At 70.5% G+C, this 17459-nt stretch carries 16 protein-coding genes; 9 read left to right on the forward strand and 7 right to left on the reverse strand.

Going from position 1 to position 17459, the window contains the following annotated elements:
• Window positions 1–28: 28 nt before the first annotated feature.
• Window positions 29–463, forward strand: a complete 435-nt coding sequence (locus ACYQ78_RS17430) for a hypothetical protein (protein ID WP_459801897.1) — start codon at window positions 29–31, stop codon at window positions 461–463.
• Window positions 464–585: 122 nt separating this feature from the next.
• Here the strand turns inward: ACYQ78_RS17430 and ACYQ78_RS17435 are convergent, their stop codons facing one another.
• Complete coding sequence (locus tag ACYQ78_RS17435) at window positions 586–1149, reverse strand: TetR/AcrR family transcriptional regulator (RefSeq protein ID WP_459801898.1); 564 nt, start codon at window positions 1147–1149, stop codon at window positions 586–588.
• Window positions 1150–1231: 82 nt separating this feature from the next.
• On the opposite strand from ACYQ78_RS17435, the gene ACYQ78_RS17440 reads away from it, so the two are divergent.
• Window positions 1232–1801 carry a dihydrofolate reductase family protein gene (locus ACYQ78_RS17440; RefSeq protein WP_459801899.1) on the forward strand — a complete coding sequence of 190 codons (570 nt, stop codon included), beginning with the start codon at window positions 1232–1234 and terminating at the stop codon, window positions 1799–1801.
• On the opposite strand, the gene ACYQ78_RS17445 is transcribed toward ACYQ78_RS17440, so the two are convergent.
• A complete protein-coding gene (locus ACYQ78_RS17445; protein ID WP_459801900.1) occupies window positions 1792–3273 on the reverse strand; it encodes an LCP family protein in 1482 nt (493 codons plus the stop codon). The two genes, ACYQ78_RS17440 and ACYQ78_RS17445, sit on opposite strands and share 10 nt — an antisense overlap.
• Before the next feature lie 58 nt (window positions 3274–3331).
• Here ACYQ78_RS17445 and ACYQ78_RS17450 point away from each other — a divergent pair, with 58 nt between their 5' ends.
• On the forward strand, window positions 3332–4348 hold the full coding sequence (locus ACYQ78_RS17450; protein ID WP_459802407.1) for a glycosyltransferase family 2 protein: 1017 nt from the start codon (window positions 3332–3334) through the stop codon (window positions 4346–4348).
• On the opposite strand, the gene ACYQ78_RS17455 is transcribed toward ACYQ78_RS17450, so the two are convergent.
• Window positions 4328–6019: a CDP-glycerol glycerophosphotransferase family protein gene (locus tag ACYQ78_RS17455; protein ID WP_459801901.1), complete on the reverse strand. Its 1692-nt coding sequence runs from the start codon at window positions 6017–6019 to the stop codon at window positions 4328–4330. The two genes, ACYQ78_RS17450 and ACYQ78_RS17455, sit on opposite strands and share 21 nt — an antisense overlap.
• A 9-nt stretch (window positions 6020–6028) precedes the next feature.
• Window positions 6029–7423 carry an SDR family NAD(P)-dependent oxidoreductase gene (locus ACYQ78_RS17460; RefSeq protein ID WP_459801902.1) on the reverse strand — a complete coding sequence of 465 codons (1395 nt, stop codon included), beginning with the start codon at window positions 7421–7423 and terminating at the stop codon, window positions 6029–6031.
• 105 nt (window positions 7424–7528) lie between these two features.
• Between ACYQ78_RS17460 and ACYQ78_RS17465 the strand changes: the two genes are divergently transcribed.
• From ACYQ78_RS17465 to ACYQ78_RS17490, 6 genes are all read left to right on the forward strand, one after another.
• Window positions 7529–8947 (forward strand): CDP-alcohol phosphatidyltransferase family protein, encoded by a 1419-nt coding sequence (locus ACYQ78_RS17465; RefSeq protein ID WP_459801903.1) that lies wholly within the window; start codon window positions 7529–7531, stop codon window positions 8945–8947.
• Window positions 8944–9570, forward strand: a complete 627-nt coding sequence (locus ACYQ78_RS17470) for a DUF5941 domain-containing protein (RefSeq protein ID WP_459801904.1) — start codon at window positions 8944–8946, stop codon at window positions 9568–9570. Before ACYQ78_RS17465 ends, ACYQ78_RS17470 begins: the two co-directional genes overlap by 4 nt.
• A gap of 93 nt (window positions 9571–9663) precedes the next feature.
• Window positions 9664–10395 carry a phosphocholine cytidylyltransferase family protein gene (locus ACYQ78_RS17475; protein ID WP_459802408.1) on the forward strand — a complete coding sequence of 244 codons (732 nt, stop codon included), beginning with the start codon at window positions 9664–9666 and terminating at the stop codon, window positions 10393–10395.
• Between the two features lie 29 nt (window positions 10396–10424).
• The gene (locus ACYQ78_RS17480; RefSeq protein WP_459802409.1) at window positions 10425–11465 is read left to right on the forward strand and encodes an iron-containing alcohol dehydrogenase family protein; all 1041 of its coding nucleotides are present in this window, start codon (window positions 10425–10427) and stop codon (window positions 11463–11465) included.
• Entirely contained in the window at window positions 11443–12201 is a 759-nt protein-coding gene (locus tag ACYQ78_RS17485; protein ID WP_459801905.1) for a CDP-alcohol phosphatidyltransferase family protein, read from the forward strand. Before ACYQ78_RS17480 ends, ACYQ78_RS17485 begins: the two co-directional genes overlap by 23 nt.
• Before the next feature lie 149 nt (window positions 12202–12350).
• A complete protein-coding gene (locus ACYQ78_RS17490; protein ID WP_459801906.1) occupies window positions 12351–13232 on the forward strand; it encodes a glycosyltransferase family 2 protein in 882 nt (293 codons plus the stop codon).
• Between the two features lie 8 nt (window positions 13233–13240).
• On the opposite strand, the gene ACYQ78_RS17495 is transcribed toward ACYQ78_RS17490, so the two are convergent.
• Genes ACYQ78_RS17495 through ACYQ78_RS17505 form a run of 3 tightly spaced genes read right to left on the reverse strand, consistent with a single transcriptional unit; the run spans window position 13241 to window position 17386 of the window.
• Entirely contained in the window at window positions 13241–13969 is a 729-nt protein-coding gene (locus tag ACYQ78_RS17495; protein WP_459801907.1) for an acetoacetate decarboxylase family protein, read from the reverse strand.
• A gap of 39 nt (window positions 13970–14008) precedes the next feature.
• On the reverse strand, window positions 14009–15127 hold the full coding sequence (locus tag ACYQ78_RS17500; protein ID WP_459801908.1) for a glycosyltransferase family 4 protein: 1119 nt from the start codon (window positions 15125–15127) through the stop codon (window positions 14009–14011).
• A gap of 60 nt (window positions 15128–15187) precedes the next feature.
• Window positions 15188–17386 carry an acyltransferase family protein gene (locus tag ACYQ78_RS17505; protein ID WP_459801909.1) on the reverse strand — a complete coding sequence of 733 codons (2199 nt, stop codon included), beginning with the start codon at window positions 17384–17386 and terminating at the stop codon, window positions 15188–15190.
• Between the last annotated feature and the right edge of the window lie 73 nt (window positions 17387–17459).

Raw genomic sequence — 17459 nt, forward strand, 5'->3', positions numbered from 1 at the left:
TTAGCCCAGCGAAGGGGAAGGTGGCTCCATGGATCGGCGTCTCGTCTTCGCGGTCGCGGGCTGGCTCGTCGCGGCACTCGCCGCGACCGTGGCCGGTCTGGTCGTCATCGGCTCCTTCGGCGGCGCGTTCCGGGGTCCGGGCGACCAGGCGCTCTCGGCGGAGGCGGTCCGCCGCGAACTCGCCCTCCCGCCCCCACCTGTTACCTCGATGACCCCCCGCCCGTCGGCCGCGGCGACCGCGAGCCGGGTCGAGTCGACCGAAGGGGGCACACTCGTCGTGTCCTGTACGGCAGGCCGCGCGCAACTCACCTCCTGGACCCCCGCCCAGGGCTGGCAGACCGACGACGTCGAGCCGGGCCCGGCGGGCAGGACCAAGGTCAAGTTCGAGTCGGGCGACCGCGAGATAGAGATCGAGACCCACTGCGAGGGCGACGTCCCCCGCAGCGTCATCGAAAACGACTGAGCCAGAGCGGCGAAGCGGTCCTGCGGCGCCGTCGAGAACGACCGGGTCCTTGAAGCGCCTCGTCGGTCAGGTGCCCAGCTTGAGAACCACGGCGAGGCCGGTGCGGTCCTGCCGCGACCAGGTCAGAGCAACCCCTCGACCAGGGCCTCCACCACTTCGTCGGTCGGGGTGCCGGGGTCGATCGGGATGGTGAGGCGGTCGAGCATCAGGCCGTCGACCGCGTAGTGGAACAGGGCGATCTCCGCCGCACCGCCTGGCAGCCCGGCCGCCTCGTTGTAGGCGACGTCGGCGCGGAACCCCTCTTGGAGGACGCCCCGCATCAGGTCGGCCACCTCGGGCCGCCGGGCCGCCTCCAGCCGCAGCTCGAACCAGGCCAGCGTGACCTCCGGATGGGCGCTCAGCCGGCGCACGATGTCGCGCAGATGCCGGGTGAACGACGCCCGGTCGGGCGGGTGGGAGCCGAGCTCGGCCAGCACCTCGGGCGTGGGGGCGAAGCGTTCGAGGATCCGGGCGACCAGGCCTTCGAGCAGGTCGGTGCGGGAGCGGAAGTAGTTGGACGCGGTGCCGGTCGGCACGCCGCACTCGGCGTCGACGGCCCGGTGGGTCAGACCTCGCGAGCCCTCCCGCGCCAGCACCCTGATGCCGGCGTCCGCCAGCTCCGTCCGTCGTCCCGCGTTCCGCGCCATGGAAAAGAGCGTAGCGCAACCACGACATCTGTAGTAGTTTCCAGACTAACCACTACACCTGCCGTGGATGGAGAAACCCCAGATGCGAGAACTCACCTACTACGTCGCCGTGTCGCTCGACGGCCGGATCTCCGGCCCCGCCCACGATTTCTCGGCCTTCCTGTTCGAGGGCGACCACGCGGAGATGATCATGCGGGACTACCGCGACACCCTGCCCGACGTGGGCCTGAAAGCCCTCGGCCTCACCGCCGACGGCTCCCGCTTCGACACGACGCTGATGGGCTGGAACACCTACGCCTCCGGCCTCGCCCAGACCGACGACCCCTACCCGCACACCCGCCAGTACGTCTTCTCCCGCACCCGAGCCCAGAGCGACGTCCCCGACGGCATCACGCTCACCGGTGACGACCCGGTCGAGGTGGTCAGGAGGCTCAAGAAGGAGGAGGGCACCGGCATCTGGCTCTGCGGCGGCGGCCTGCTCGCCAGTGCCCTCGTCGACGAGATCGACCGGCTGGTCGTCAAGGTCAACCCGGTCGTGTTCCAGGAGGGGCCGTCGCTGTTCGCGGCCCCCTACGCCCCGCACACCTTCCGGCTGGAGCGCAGCACTCCCTACCGGTCAGGCGTCGTGGTCAACGAATATGTTCACGTCTGAGGCTTGCAGATGTTCTGCGTGGCGGTGCGGGCCGCCGGGGTGGCCGCCGCAGACGGGGTCGGGGTCGAGGTCGGCACGGTCACCTTCTCGACCGCGTTGTCCTTGGTCCCGACGATGACCTCGATGCCCTCGACGTCGGCCTGCCGCATCTCCGAGCCGGGGATCGCGGCGGCGACGGTCCGGGCCGAGTCTTCGCGCCCGGCGGCGTAGCGCACGTAGGTCGTGGTGTAGTCGCGCTTCGCGGTGTCACCGGCGATCTGCGGGACCAGGAAACCGGCGTCGAGCAGGGCGTCGCGGGTGCGGGCGCCGAGGCCGGTCTGGAGGGTGCCGTTGAGGACCCTGATCTGGATGCGGTTCGGCGGCACCGACAGCGGGGTCGACCGGCTCAGCGTCGGGGTGGGCGACGCGGTGGTCGAGGGCTTGGCCGACGGCGACGGCTTGGCCGGCTTGGCGAGGTCTTCGTCTTTGTCGATGCGGCGGAACATCTCGGCGGCGGCCGTCTTGTCCCACAGCACCGCCGACTCGCCGGTCGGCGTCGTGTAGTCGACGTCGGCGATCGGGACGGTCGCGAACGACACGTCGTCGGTCGACACGTCTTTGAGCTGGGTGGCCAGGTCGAGCATGTTGCTCGACAGCTCGTCGTCGACCGTGAGGGTGTTCAGGCTCGAGTTGACCAGGGCGCTCAGCTTGACCGGGTTGGTGAGCGTGCCGCCGCTGAGGGCCTGGGCGAGCATGGCCGAGACGACCTGCTGCTGGCGGTCGATGCGGTCGAGGTCGGAACGCGCGGTCGCGCGCGTGCGCGCGTAGGCGAGCGCCCTGATGCCGTCGAGGTTGTGGGTGCCGGCCGGGAGCACGAGCTTGGTCTTGTCGTCGTTGATGGCGACCGGGGTGCACACCGTGACGCCGCCGATCGAGTCGACGACGTCGATGAAGCCGAGCACGTTGACCTCGACGTAGTGGTTGATGCGCATGCCGGTGGCCGCCTGGACCGTGCGGACGGCGAGCTTGGCGCCGCCGAACTGGTAGGCGCTGTTGATCTTGTGGTCGCCCCGGCCGGGGACGTCGGTCCACGTGTCACGCGGGAGCGAGACCACCGTCACCTTCTTGTGGTCCTCCGATACGTGGACGACCATCATCGTGTCGGTGCGCTGGCCGACCTCGCGGCCCAGGTGGAGCTGGTTCTGCTGGCGGCGCGAGAGGTTGTCGCGCTTGTCGACGCCGACCAGGAGGATGTTCATCGCGCCCCGGGAGGCCGACCCGGCGGTGCCGGCGTCGACCGAGGTGATGCGGCCCGACACGTAGTTGGGCAGCGCCCACGCGAACCCCGAACCGACGAGCACCAGACTCGACAGGGCACCGGTCACGGCGATCGACCGCATGCTCGCCCGGCGGTGCCGGCGGCCCTTGCGGGGTGCTGCTACTCGGACCCCTCCGTAGGCGTCCCCGCCCACGTGAACACCCGAGTCCTCCACGCGCTCCCCCTTTGAGGTTGCCGTCCACGCCCCCTCGTACAGTAGCGTGAGCGCAGCCATGAACCCCTTCCTCGACGCGCCCCCCGCGGTCTCCGTCATCATGCCGGTGCTCAACGAAGAACGGCATCTACGCGAAGCGGTCCAGCAGGTCCTCGATCAGGACTATGCGGGCCCGATCGACGTCGTCCTGGCCGTCGGGCCCTCCCGTGACCGCACTCAGGAGGTCGCCGAGTCGATCGCCGCGGCCGACTCGCGGGTGACCCTGGTGCCCAATCCGACGGGCCGCACGCCTCATGCGCTCAACGCCGCGATCAACGCCTCCAAGGGCGAGGTGGTGGCCCGCTGCGACGGCCACGCCATGCTCCCGCGCGACTACGTCCGCACCGCCGTGGAGACCCTCCAGCAGACCGGGGCCGACAACGTCGGCGGCATCATGGCCGCCGAGGGCGTCAGCCCGTTCGAGAAGGCCGTCGCGCGGGCGATGACCTCGAAGATCGGGGTCGGCAACGCCGCCTTCCACGTCGGTGGCGAGGGCGGCCCGGCCGACACGGTCTATCTGGGCGTCTTCCGGCGCACCGCTCTTGAGCGGGTCGGCGGCTACGACGAACACTTCCAGCGCGCGCAAGATTGGGAGATGAACCACCGCATCCGGGCGACCGGCGGCCTGGTCTGGTTCCAGCCGAAGATGCGGGTCTCCTACCGGCCGCGCGCCACCGTCGGCGCCCTGGCCAGTCAGTACTTCCACTACGGCCGCTGGCGCCGGGTGGTGGCCCGCACCCACCAGGGCACCATCAACCTGCGCTACCTCGCGCCGCCGATCGCGGTCACGCTGTTCGCGCTCGGGCTGGTCGCCGGGGTCTTCTGGCCGCCCGCGCTGATCATCCCGGTCGGCTACGTGCTGGCGATCGCCGCCGGTTCGTTCCTCACCGGCAAGGATCTCGAACCGGCCGCGCTGCTGCGCCTGCCGGTCGTCTACGCCACCATGCACATGTCGTGGGGCACCGGCTTCATCACCAGCCCGAAGCGGCTGCGCAAGAAGCAGGAGACGATCGGGTTACAGGACCTGTTTAGCTAGCCCCTGCCGGTAGGCCTCGTCGACGGCCGCGGCGAACCGGGCCATCGGTTCGCCGTCGCCGAGCAGGTAGCCGCGCAGGCCGAGGCGGGCGTCGGCCAGTTCGTCCTCGCCGGGGTCCTTGGCGAGCTGGGCCAGGATCTCGGGGAGCTCCCGCAGGTCCTTCGACAGCAGGTAGGCCGCCCCGGCCGACGGATAGCGGGCGACGAACTCGGCGCGCTCCTTGCCGGTGACGTTGGTGACCACATAGGGCTTGCCCGACGCCATGAAGTCGGCGACCACACTCGAGATGTCGCTGATGAGCAGGTCGGCGTCGTTGAAGCAGTCGTACAGGCTCGGGCTCGAACCCAGCACCACCGCGCCCGCGTCGGGGTGTTCGCGGCGCAGCCGTTCCATGATCGCGCCGTGCGCGCGGCGGAAGGCCATCGACCGGTGCCCGGTCAGCGGGTGGGGCTTGTAGACGACCCTGACCCCCTCGGCGAGCAGGGCGTCGATCAGGTATGGGCCCATCGCGGCCACCGAGCTGTGGAACAGGTCGTCGGTCCAGCCCTCCCAGGTGGGGGCGTAGAGAACCGAGCGGGTGCGCGGCCCCTTCTCGCTGATCCCGGCCAGCTGCGGGCGGCCCACCTCGACGATCGCGTCGTCGCGCACCCCGACGTCGGCGCGCCGGTAGCGGTCGCGCCCGGCGGGACCGGCCACCCAGACCTGGTCATAGACCTTCGTGTACGGATTGAACGACGCCTCCTTGTCACTGTCGCCGTGGCCGACGAACACGCTCACCACACCCGGCACCCGCAGCATGTGGATGTTGTTGCCGACGTTGGAGGCGAACAGCGCCACCCGCGCGCTGTCGAGCCCGCGGAAGTTCATCATGTCCACGGCCGACGGGATGCACAGCACCGGCAGTGACGTCGGCGCCAGCGCCGCGAACAGCGGCCGCTCCCGCAGCACGACCAGCGCCCGCCGGGGCAGCGCCTCCAGCACGGGCAGCCACATCGACGCCTGGTAGATCGCGTTGGCCGACCCGGAGAAGTAGAGGATCACCTCGGGGTCGTAGGCGCCGACCCTCTCGTCGACCGTGTGGATGACCCGGCGGCGGTCGGCTATCGGCGCGGCCCGCCGCAGCTGCAGCCCGAGCACCGCCGTCACCACCGCCATGCAGGCCAGCGTCGCGGCCATCCCGGCGCCGGTCGGCCAGACCACCCCGGTCAGCCCCGACGCCGCCGCCAGCGCGACCGGCGGGACGTCGAAGTAGAGCAGGCGGGTGCCGCGCTGGCCGAGCAGCCGCTCCGGCGGCGCCTTCGGCAGCGCGACCTGGAGGTTGCGCGACTCGACCGGCCGCAGGTGGTGCCACCGGTGCAGGAACAGCGCCAGCCCGGTCTGGGTCGCGCGCATCGCGTGGAAGATGAACAGCCCGCCCGCGAGCGGCGCGAACGGCATCCCGAGCCGGGCCAGCAGCAGCACCGCCGCCATCTCCCTGGCCAGGAACCGGACCGTCACCCCCAGGTGCACCCGGCTGAGCTGGTCGGCCGCCGCCTTCGGCAGCGCCAGTTCCGCGATGTACGAAACCAGCACCGCCACCGCGAACACCCACGGCACCGGGGCGAGCGCCGCCGCCACCAACACCGGATACGACCCCAGCACAATGCCTGTGACCAGGACTTTCTTCCCCATAGGGGGGACTTACCCGGTCAGCCGCACATCGATCACCTGTCCGGTCAAAGGGGACACCAGCACATCGATGCTGGTCGCCGCGACGGCGTAAGGAGAAAGAAGGGAGGTCGGCGGTTCGTCGCCGAACGCGCGCTGCCGCATCGGCGTGGCGGTGCGCTCGGGGTTCACGCAGTTGACCCGGATGCCGTGGGGCGCCCACTCGTCGGCCAGCGCTTGCGTCAGGTTGACGACGGCGGCCTTGGTGGACGAGTAGAGGCTGTAGTCGGCCCGGCCGCGCGTGTAGGAGGAGGAGGTGTAGAGCAGCAGGTGACCCCGCGTCTCGGCGAGGTATTTGAACGCGGCCCTGGCCACGTTGACCGGGCCCATGTAGTTGACCCCGATCGCCTCGCCGACGGTCGTCAGGTCGGTGTCGGCCAGCTTGCCCATGTGGAGCACGGCCGCGGTGTTGACGACGTAGTCGATGCGCCCGGTGGTGGCGTACACCCCCTGGAGGGCCTCGGCCACCGCGACCGGATCCTGCACCGCGACCGCGCCGTGGGAGCGGGAGAAGACGTGGGTGTCGGCGCCGTGCTTGCGGGCCAGGTCGACGACGTCGGCGCCGATGCCGTAGGAGCCGCCGAAGACGACCATCACCTTGCCGGTGAGGTTGAGGTCGGGCTGCGGCTCGGGCGGGGTGGCGGCGGCGAGCTGGAACAGCTTGTCGGCGATGTAGACGTCGACCGGGTGGGTCACCTTCATGTTGTGCTCGCTGCCGGGCACGATCGAGATCGGCACGTCGGGGCGGTAGCGCAGCATGACGCCGCAGTCGTCGGTGGCGGGCCTCTTGTCGAAATCGGGATCGGCCATCGCCCGCCGGTAGGCGTCGCGGATCAGCGACAGCCGGAAGCACTGGGGCGTCTGCCCCCGGCGCAGCCACGAACGGTCGGGGATGTCGCGGATGATCTCCCCCGAAGGACCCTGGACCGCCACCACGACGGTGTCGCTCGACGGGATCGCGACGTCGACCGCCTGGAACTCCTGCAACTTCCTGACGCACTCGGCGATGATGCGCGGCTCGATCAGGGGGCGCACGGCGTCGTGGAGCAGGACGTCACATTCCTCCTCACCCAGGGCCGAAAGGGCCCGCCAGGTCGACTCGGTGCGGCTCGAACCTCCGTCGATCACCTTGCTGACCTTCGTGAAACCGTTACGCTCCACGAGCGCCCGCACCTCGTCACCGAACCCCGGGGTCATCAGAACGACGACCTCGTCGATGTCGGGGTGGCCGTCGAAGACGGCGAGGGTGTGCTCCAGGATGGTCCGCCCCGCGATCTTGAGGAGCTGCTTCGGCGTGCCCAGCCCGACCCGCTGGCCGACACCTCCGGCCAGGACGACACCGACCGTGCGCAACCGTGATTCGATCATCTTGATCCTCCCCGCCCGCACCATACCCCCGGCGGTGATTGCCCATTAGTGATCACTCGGTTACTTTTCGGGTTACGGCGGGCGTCGAGCGAAGTGGGGTCTGACATGCGGGTTCAGCCCGACACGATCACGCAGACCATGGCGGTCGTGCTCGCCAACACCCCTGCGGCCAGGCTGGCCTGCGACGGGGGCACCGTGCTCGGACGGCTCACCGAGCAGCTCACCTCCATTCCGGTCGCGGTCAGGGTGGTCGGCCGCGCGGGCGGTCACCTCGCCGACGACCTCGGGGAGATCGCCGTCGTGGCCGGTGCCGCGTCCGCGCCGCTGGCCATCATCTCAGGTGACGTCGTCGCCCACACCGAGGCCATCGCCGGCCTGCTGGAACACCCGGCCAGGGGGACGGGCGCGCTGGTCGGCGCCGAGGAACCCGGCATGAGCCCGGTCCGGGCGGAAGGCGACCGGGTCATCGCCGCGGGGAACTCCTTCCACCAGCTCGTCGGGGCCAACGCGACCTTCCGGGGCGTGCTCCAGGTCGGCGTCGGCGACCTGCCGTCGCTGGCCGCCGTCGCGGCCGAGCTGAGCGACCTGGCCAGAGACGGCCTGCTCGGTGACGCCCGCGACGACGAGGCCGCCGACCTGCTGCTGGCCGGGCTGGTGCGCTCGGGGGTGCCGGTCGCCGCCGTGTCCCTCGGGCGGCTGCACGCCGAACGGGTGGCCGGGCAGGAGGCCGCCGACGCCGCGTTCGGCCGTCTCGGCGCGGTCGACGAGGAGCGCGCCCGCCTCGACGCCGCCGTCAAACAGGATGACGGCTTCTTCGCCACCTACGCCGTCAGCACCTGGTCGCGTCACGTCGTGAAGGCGGCGGCGTGGCTGCGGGTGACGCCCAACGGGGTCACCGGCATCTCGGTCGGCCTGGCCGTGATGGCGGCGGTCTGGTTCTCCATGGGCACCCGTCCCGCGCAGCTCGCCGGGGCGGTCGCGCTCTACCTGTCGTTCGTGCTCGACTGCGTCGACGGGCAGCTCGCCCGCTACACGCGGCGCTTCTCGCCGATCGGGGCGTGGCTCGACGCCACGTTCGACCGGGTCAAGGAATACGTCGTCTACGTCGGGCTGGCCATCGGCTACAGCGGGGGAGCGGTCGGCGGGCTCACCGGGCCGGACAACATCTGGGCCCTCGCGGTCGCCGCGATGCTGCTCCAGGCGATCCGGCACATGATCGACTTCTCGTACGCCGGTGCGGTGGCCGACGCCGCCAAGGTGGGCTCGGCCTGGGGGAACTCCCGCCGGTCGCTGGCCGTGGCCGCCGACGGCGCCCGGCTGGTGCAGCTGGCCGGGAGGTTCGAGAAGGGCACCGCCACCCGATGGGCCAAGAAGATCGTCGTGCTGCCGATCGGTGAGCGCATGGCGCTGATCGCGATCACGGCCGCGTTCTTCAACGCCCACGTCACGTTCGTCGCACTGCTGGTCTGGGGCGGGATCGCCGCCCTCTACACGCTCACCGGGCGGATCGCGAGGTCACTTTGACGACGACGGTTCAGATCGTCCCGGTGCCCGCCGGGCACGTGGTCGCCTACCGCGACGACGGCCCGCTCTCCGGCGCGATGGGCACGATGGTCTCCGGCCAGATCCCGCCGCTGCCGCCCGCCATCGTCGGCATGGTCATCACCGGGGTGCTGCTGGCCCTCGGCATCGCGGGCACCGACGGCCCGGCGGTCTTCGCCCCGGCGGTCGCGCTGCTGCTGGCCGGGCCCGGCTCCTCCCACCGCCACGACGGGCGGCTCGACTGGCTGGTGCCGCCGATCCTGCGGATCACCGAATACGGCTTCATCGCGATGGTCGGGTTCGCCCACGGGGTGCCCCCGGTGATCATCTTCCTGCTCCTCGGCGCTATTCTCTTCCACCATTACGACCTCGTTTACCGGGTCCGTCAGCACGTCTACCCCCCTGCCTGGCTCGCGGCGGCCGGATTCGGCTGGGAGGGCCGGATGCTCGTGATCGCCGCGGGCGCCTGGTTCGACGGCGTCACCGTGGTCTTCGTGCTCCTGGCGCTCTACCTCTGGGGAATGTTCGGCTGGGAGAGCGTGACCTGCTGGCTGGCGGCCCCGCGTTCCGGGACAGAGGCCGCCAATCTCGGCATCAACGATTAATCTGAACAACAGCCCTCAACCTGATGACACCTTCGGGTCCGGTTGGCAACTAACCTGTGGGGTTACACGCAGTTCGACCTCAAGGAGCGCACGTTGCTGGGAATGGTGCTGGCCGCCGGAGCCGGCCGCCGTCTAAGGCCCTACACCGACACTCTGCCCAAGGCGCTGGTGCCGGTCGACGGGGAGACGACGATCCTGGACATCGCGCTGGGCAACCTCGCCGCGGTGGACCTCCGCGAGGTCGTGGTGATCGTGGGCTACCAGGCGCAGGCCGTCGTCGAGCGGAAGGCCGCTTTGGAAGACCGTCACGGGGTGAACCTGACGCTGGTCTTCAACGACAAGGCCGAAGAGTGGAACAACGCCTACTCGCTGTGGTGCGCCCGTGACTACTTCTCCCATGGCGTGCTGCTGGTGAACGGCGACACCGTCCACCCCGTCTCGGTGGAGCACACCCTGCTGAACGCCCCCGAGACCAGTGACATCCTGCTCGCGGTCGACGACGTGAAGACGCTCGGCGACGAGGAGATGAAGGTCACGCTCGGCGGTGAGCAGCTCAAGCGCATCACCAAGCTGATGGAACCTTCCGACGCCTACGGCGAGTACATCGGCGCCACCCTCATCCGGCCCGGCGCCGCCGAACGCCTGGCCGACGCGCTGCGTACCACCTTCGAGCGCGATCCCCAGCTCTACTACGAAGACGGCTACCAGGAGATGGTCGAGCGCGGCGAGTCCATCCACGTCGCGCCGATCGGCGACGTGCGCTGGGTCGAGGTCGACAACCACGACGACCTGGCCAAGGCCCGCGTCATCGCCACGACCTACTGAGAGGGGGGCACATGCCGATTCTGGCGAGGATGCTCCCCGCACCCATCACCATGGACGTGCGCCGGGGCGCCATCGCGCAGCTCGGGTCGCTGCTGGCCGACAGCCGGGTGGCGACCTCCGGGCGGGTGGCGGTCGCCGTGGGCGCCGGCCTGGGCGACCGCATCACCAAGGTCATCGCTCCCTCCCTCGGCGACGCCGAGGTCTTCCGGGTGCCCGACGGCTCGGTCGACGCCGCCATCACCCTGGGCGCCGACCTCCGCAAGGGCGCCTACGAGGCGCTGGTCGGCATCGGTGGCGGCAAGACCATCGACGCCACCAAATACGCCGCCTCGCTGGCCGGCATACCGATGGTCGCCGTGGCGACCAACCTGGCCCACGACGGCATCTGCTCGCCGACCGCCTCGCTCACCCATGAGAGCGGCAAGGGCTCGTTCGGTGTCCCGATGCCGGTGGCGATCATGGTCGACCTCGACTTCGTCCACGACGCCCCCCAGGCGCTCGTGCGGTCGGGCATCGGCGACGTCATCAGCAACCTGTCGGCGATCGACGACTGGCAGCTCGGCAACACCGAGCGCGGCGAGCCGATCGACGGGCTGGCCTGCTCGATGGCGCGCACGGCCGCCGAGGCCGTTCTGGGAAGGCGCGACTCCATCGAGTCCGACGCGTTCCTGACCGTCTTGGCGGAGGCTTTGATTCTTTCCGGCATGTCGATGGTCATCGCAGGGTCAAGCCGTCCGGCCAGTGGCGGCGACCATGAGATCCTCCATGCCGTGGACCAGCTCTTCCCCGGTACCTCCAACCACGGTGAGCTGGCCGGAATCGGCGCCGCGTTCTGTTTCTACCTGCGCGACGACGAGGCCCGGCTGGCGCAGCTCGCCGAGTGCCTCCGGCGGCACGAACTGCCGGTCACCCACCTCGACGTGGGCCTGACCGGTGAGCAGTTCACCGAGGCCGTCATGCTGGCGCCGTCCACCCGGCCGGGCCGTTACACCATCCTTGAGCACCTGCGCCTCACCGAGGCCGAGGTCCGCGATCGAGTTGAGGGATATGTCCACGCCGTCGGTCGCTGAGGTACGCGCCAAGGCGCAGCCCGAGATGACCCTGGAGCGCCGCAACGGTGAACACTGGGCCGGGCTGCTCTACATGCGCAAGTTGTCCATCTACGTCACCTGGGCGCTGGCCAAGACCCCCATCACCCCCAACCAGGTCACCGGTCTGATGATCGTGACCGGGGTGGGGGCGGGCGCGGTGCTGCTGCTCCCGGGGCTGGCGGCGGCCGTGCTGGCGGCCCTGCTGGTGCAGGTCTACCTGCTGCTCGACTGCTCCGACGGCGAGCTCGCCCGGTGGACCGGCCGCACCTCCCTGACCGGGGTCTACCTCGACCGGGTCGGCCACTACTTCGCCGAGGCCGCGATCCTCATCGGGCTCGGCTTCCGGGCCTCCGAGACCTGGCCCGACTGGTATACCGTGCTCGGGTTCGCCGCCGCCCTCGGCGCGATCCTCATCAAGGCCGAGACCGACCTGGTCGACGTCGCACGGGCCCGGTCGGGGCTGATCGCGGCGACCGAGTCGTCGGCCACCCAGTTCCAGTCGCGCAAGCTCGCGATGGCCCGCCGGGCCGCCGCGGCGCTGCGGTTCCACCGGGTGATCCAGGCGGTCGAGTTGTCACTCATCGTGGTGGTGGCGGCCGTTCTCGACTTCTGGTTCCCGGCGACGAGGATTCTCGTCGTGGCGTGCGCGATCATCGCGGGGGTGCAACTTATTCTGCACTTGGTGAGCATTCTCGCCTCACGGCGGCTCGCTTGATTTTTGCGGCGATCTCTCTTGTCCGGACACTTCGTGTTTGGTGGGTGTTCGCCGCTGGTTCCGATACGCTTAGTCCGGATTTGCCCACCCAAAAAGACTCGGTGATCATGAAATCGTGTGTCTCCCACCTCGTGACGGGGCGATGACGCATGAAGATTTCCTGTGTCATCCTCACGATGGGTAATCGCATTCCGGAGCTCGACCGCGCCGTCGAATCGGCGTTGACGCAGGTCGACGGCGATATCGAAGTCGTGGTCGTGGGCAACGGGGTCGACGTCCCGCCGCTGGGCGTCGAGCCTCTGCCGGGCTCCTCGGCCGTGGTGAAGACCGTGCGCCTCGACCACAACGTCGGCATCCCCGAAGGACGCAACCGGGGCACCCAGGAGTGCTCCGGCGACGTCGTGCTCTTCCTCGACGACGACGGCTGGTACGCCAACGACAAGGTCGCCGCCCACATCCGTGAGCGGTTCGCGGCCGAGCCCGACCTGGCCGTGATCTCCTTCCGGGTCATGGACCCCGACGGCGGCATCGTGCAGCGCCGCCACGTCCCCCGCCTGCGGGCCGGCGATCCCGAGAGGTCGTCGCCCGTGACGACGTTCCTCGGCGGCGCCTGCGCCATCAGGCGGTCGGCCTTCCTCCAGGTCGGCGGCCTGCCGGAGAAGTTCTTCTACGCCCACGAGGAGACCGACCTCGCGTGGCGCCTGCTCGGTGAGGGCTACCGCATCGAATACGACGCCGAGACGGTCATGTTCCACCCGCTCGTGCTGCCCACCCGCCACGCCGACTTCTACCGGCTCAACGCGCGCAACCGCGTGTGGCTGGCCCGGCGCAACCTGCCGTGGCCGCTGGTGCTGCTCTACCTGGGCAACTGGATGCTGCTGACGCTGCTGCGCGACCGCTCGCCGTTCGCGCTGCGCGCCTGGTTCCGCGGCTTCGCCGAAGGCTGGCGCGAACCCGCGGGCGAACGCCGCCCGATGGCGTGGCGGACGGCCTGGCACATGCTCATGCTCGGCCGCCCACCCATCGTCTAGAGGGTCGTCTAGAACGCTTCCCCGAAGCTCATGGCCACGTGTGCGGCCGTCATGCTGGTCAGCGCCCGCTTCGGCAGCCCGAGCTCACTGAGCTCCTTGGCGATCGGGTGGTTGCCCAGCCGGATCAGCGCGCCGCCCGGCCTGGCCCGCACCCCGCTCGCCTTCACGCTCCAGCCCGTGCGCCGGGTCAGGCCGTCGCGCTGCGCGAACGCCTCCAGCGCCGGCATCCCCACGTTCGGCAGCGGCATGCCGGGCCGCAGCAGGATGTCGAGCACCAGCCGCCCGTCCTTGCGCAGCACGCACCGCTTGTAGGGCGTCTTCTGCCGGACGTCGATGTCGGCCAGCTCCTTCGGGAAGCCCCAGATCTCCCGGCCCGCCTCCAGCGTGAACATCTGGTCGACCGGCAGCCAGTGGACGAACGCCGCCGACCCGCTGGCCCGGATGTCGAGCACCCCGGCCCGCGCCGACCGGCGGGGCGGTGGCCCGGCCTCCGGTGGACGCACCCAGAAGATGACCCCGAACTCGTGGTAGGACCCCAGGTCGGAGTCCTTGTACTCGGCGAAGACGAGCGTGCACAGCGCCTTCCCCGGGAGGATCTCGGTCACGTCGAGCCCCGAGTAGGCGATCACCGCACGGGCCGCGTCGGCCCGCACGAGATAGGTCGCCGCGCCCGCCGCCGCGTCCCTGACCTCCACCGGAAGGTCCACCCGGCGGCCCTGGATGAGATGGCTAGCCATGAACCCAGTACATCAACGCGGGGCCATGGCCGTACAGTCTCAGACCGCCACGGCGCGGTGCCCGCCGCGGACCGTCACCCGGTCGCGGGCCGAGGCCCAGTTCTCCAGCAGGCCGACGAAGTCGGGCGCGCGGTCGGGCCAGTGGTAGGAGGCGCGGGCCTCGGCGTGACCCTCGGCGGCCACCTTCGCCCGGCGGGCGGGGTCGTCGCGCAGCTCCAGCACCGCCCGGTAGGCCGCCTGCACGTCGCCGAACGGCACGACCGTGCCGCAGCCCTTCATGACCTCGACCGCCTTGGGCAGCGGCGTCGTGATCACCGGCACGCCCTGGGCCATGTACTCGATCACCTTGGTCGGCATCGACTCGCGGTAGTTCGGCACGTCGTGCAGCAGCGACAGGCCCGCCAGGGCGCCCTGGGTCATCCGCAGGGCGTGGCGGTTGGGGACGTACCCGAACCAGTCGAGCAGACCGGTGCGCTGAGCGTCACGGAGCATCGGGCGCACGCCCGCGTCGGCGGGGCCGATCAGGTCGAGGCGGATGCCGTGGGGCCGCAGCAGCCCGGCCAGTTCGATCATCTCGGCCGCGCCGCGCGCCTCGGAGATGTGGCCGACGTACACGATCCTGGACTCGCCCGGCGGAGGCGGGGCGATCTCGGCGACGTAGGTGTGGTTGGGCACCACCGGGTGGTCCTTGGCGAACCGGCCCCGGTAGGACTCCTCGGCCAGGATCAGGTGCAGGCGCCGCTCGGCGCGCGCCTCCAGGTTCCGCAGCAGCGGCGGCAGCGTGGAGCGCGCGAGGTCGGGCAGGTACGGCTTCGCGTCGAGCGCGGCGACCGTGTCCTCGTGGACGTCCCACACCGTCACCGGGCGCCGCCTCGGCAGCGCGAGGAGCAGCTCGATGTCGTGCACCAGCAGAAGGTCGGCGTCGGCGCAGCCACGCTTCAGCGCCTTACGCGCCGCCCGCAGCGCCTTGGCCCGGTGCAGGCCGACGGCGCGGGGCACGTCGATCGCCCGGATCTCCGGCTGCGGGGTCACGTTGCAGTGCGTGAACGGCGCCACGTACGTGACCTCGTGACCCGCGTCCAGCAGCGCCCGGATCTGCCGGTGCATGATCCTGGCGTCCTCCGGATGGTGGACGACCGTCCCGACACATACCTTCATGCAGCGAGGCTGACCGGCAGGTCCGACATGCCCGGATGCGGGGCGTGAACCGCAGCCGAACTACGGTTGAACTTCCGACTGCGGTTTCCGGTAGAGCCAGGTCAGGCGTGGTTCCAGCACCCACCTGAAGACGGCCCGGGTGACCGGCAGGCACAGGATGATGGCCAGCACGAACGAGCTCGCGATGATCGCCAGCGTGCCGAGCGGCCCCTCCAGCCACGTCAGTTTCAGTAATCCGAAGTCCTTGAGGATCAGGATCGGGATGCCGTGGAGGAGGTAGGCGTAGAGGGTCCGGGTGCCGAGGTCGCTGAACCAGGTCTCCCGCTTGGGGATGATCGACAGCACCGCGAAGCACAGCGCCAGCACGCCGATCATCCAGGCCAGGCGGAAGCCGAGGGCGTACACCCACTGCTGGTTGAGGTCGGCGTAGCTGAACCGGTTGTAGAAGACCTTCAGGCCGAGCTCGGGCGCCAGCACGACCGCCGCGGCGGTCCAGGCCGCCAGGACGAAGGCGCTGACCATCCGGACCCACGACTTCTGGAGCCACTCGAAGTGGTGCGGCTGGAGGATCATGCCGAGCACGAAGAACGGCAGCAGGCCGAAGAACCGGTCCATGCTGAAGTCCTGTTCGAGCTGGGAGAAGCCCGAGATCAGATAGACGGCCACCGCCACCGGGAACGGCCAGCGCAGCCGCTTCCACACCGGGACCGTGATCCGCCACAGCAGCAGCGCGACCAGATACCAGTTCATCCAGGCCGGGTCGGTGATGGTCAGCGTCCACTTGCCGCCGAGGCCCCAGCGCAGCGCGGCGTAGCCCAGCTCCACGACCACATACGGGATGAGGATCGTGTCGACGAGCTTGTTGACCTTGCCCTTGGAGTCCCAGAAGTTCCGCGACAGGTAGCCGCTGATCATGACGAACAGCGGCATGTGGAACGCGAACGCCCAGATGTACCCGGCCTTGTTGACGTCGTCGGCGTTGATCGTGTCACGCAGGGCGTGGCTGGAGATGACCAGCGCGATCAGGACGAACTTGACGTTGTCGAGGTGGGGCGAGCGCGGCTTCTTGGCCGGGCGGGGCTCCTCGTCGTCGCCGTAGCCCGGGACCGCCGCCGTCGGCGGGGTCGCCGCCCAGGCCGGGAGCGGCATGGACGGGGACTCGGGGAAGCCCCCGGTGTTGTGGGCGCCGACGGCGGCGAAGCTGTCGGTCTGGAAGTTCTCGAACCCGGGCGGCTGCGTGGGCAGCGGAGACGACGGCGGGTCGTAGGGGGAGCGGCGGCGCTGCTGCCACGGGCTCCAGTCGCCTTGCTGTTCCGGCGCGTTCGGGCCACCCGGAGGGCCCGCCGGGGGACCGCTCGGGGAAGCGTTCAACGGCCCGTTCATGGGGCCGGCCTGGGCGGCGGCGTGCGGGATGCGCTGGTCGGGGGTGTGCGGGATGCGCTGCCCCGCCGGGGCGCCGGACTGCTGGGCGCGGGGGTCGTCCTTGGGGGCGCCGCCGCCGAAGTAGTCGAACCCCTCGGGAGGGGCGTCGGCCGAGCGGCCGCCACGCGGCTTGCGCTGGGGCAGCGGCTCGGCGGTGGCGTTGGTGGGCGCGGAGAGCGGGCCTGAGGGGATTCCGCCCGGTCTCACCCCGGGAAAACCACCGGGGGAGCCTGGGAAGGAACCGGCCTGATTGGCGCCGGGGAAGGGACCGGAAGCGCCGGTCTCGGATGCTCCGGGAAACCCGGCCGGGTTCGCGCCGGGGAAGGGGCCCGCCTGGCCGGGCTGGTTCGCGCCGGGGAAGGGGTGCTGGCCGGTGCCGGAGGGGGAGCCGTCTAATGCGGGCGACGGGTGTCCGGGCGGGGCGAAGGAGTCGGCGAGCTGGCCGCCCGAGGCGTAGGGGTTGGGCGGGAGCTGCTGCGGGCCGGTCGAGTGGACCCCGTGGTGCTCGTTGGCCTGCGTGCGCTGGGGGCCGGTGCCGAAACCGCCGTGGTCGGGGGCCGTACCGAAAGAGTGGCGGTTGTCGCCCTGGCCCGGGCCGAAGGCGCCGGGCTGCTGGTGGGCGCCGGTGCCGAAGCCGCGGTCGTCCTGCGGGAAGCCGTACGCGCCGCTGTGGTCGGCGGGCTCGTAGTCGCCGACCGGCTGGCCGGGGGCCAGAGGGTCGGCCGGGATGACGGGGAGGTCGAGGTGGGTGTCGTCGGTGATCCGGCCCATCACTCCCGTGGGTGCGTCTTCAGCGTCCGGATTCGGAACCGGGGGGCGGTTTCGGATGTCGCTCACGTGTCACTCACGGAAGAACGCTCAGCTATCTGTCGGCGGGCGGAATCAGACGGAATACGACAAGGCCTGACAA

Source organism: Herbidospora sp. RD11066 (assembly GCF_054661255.1).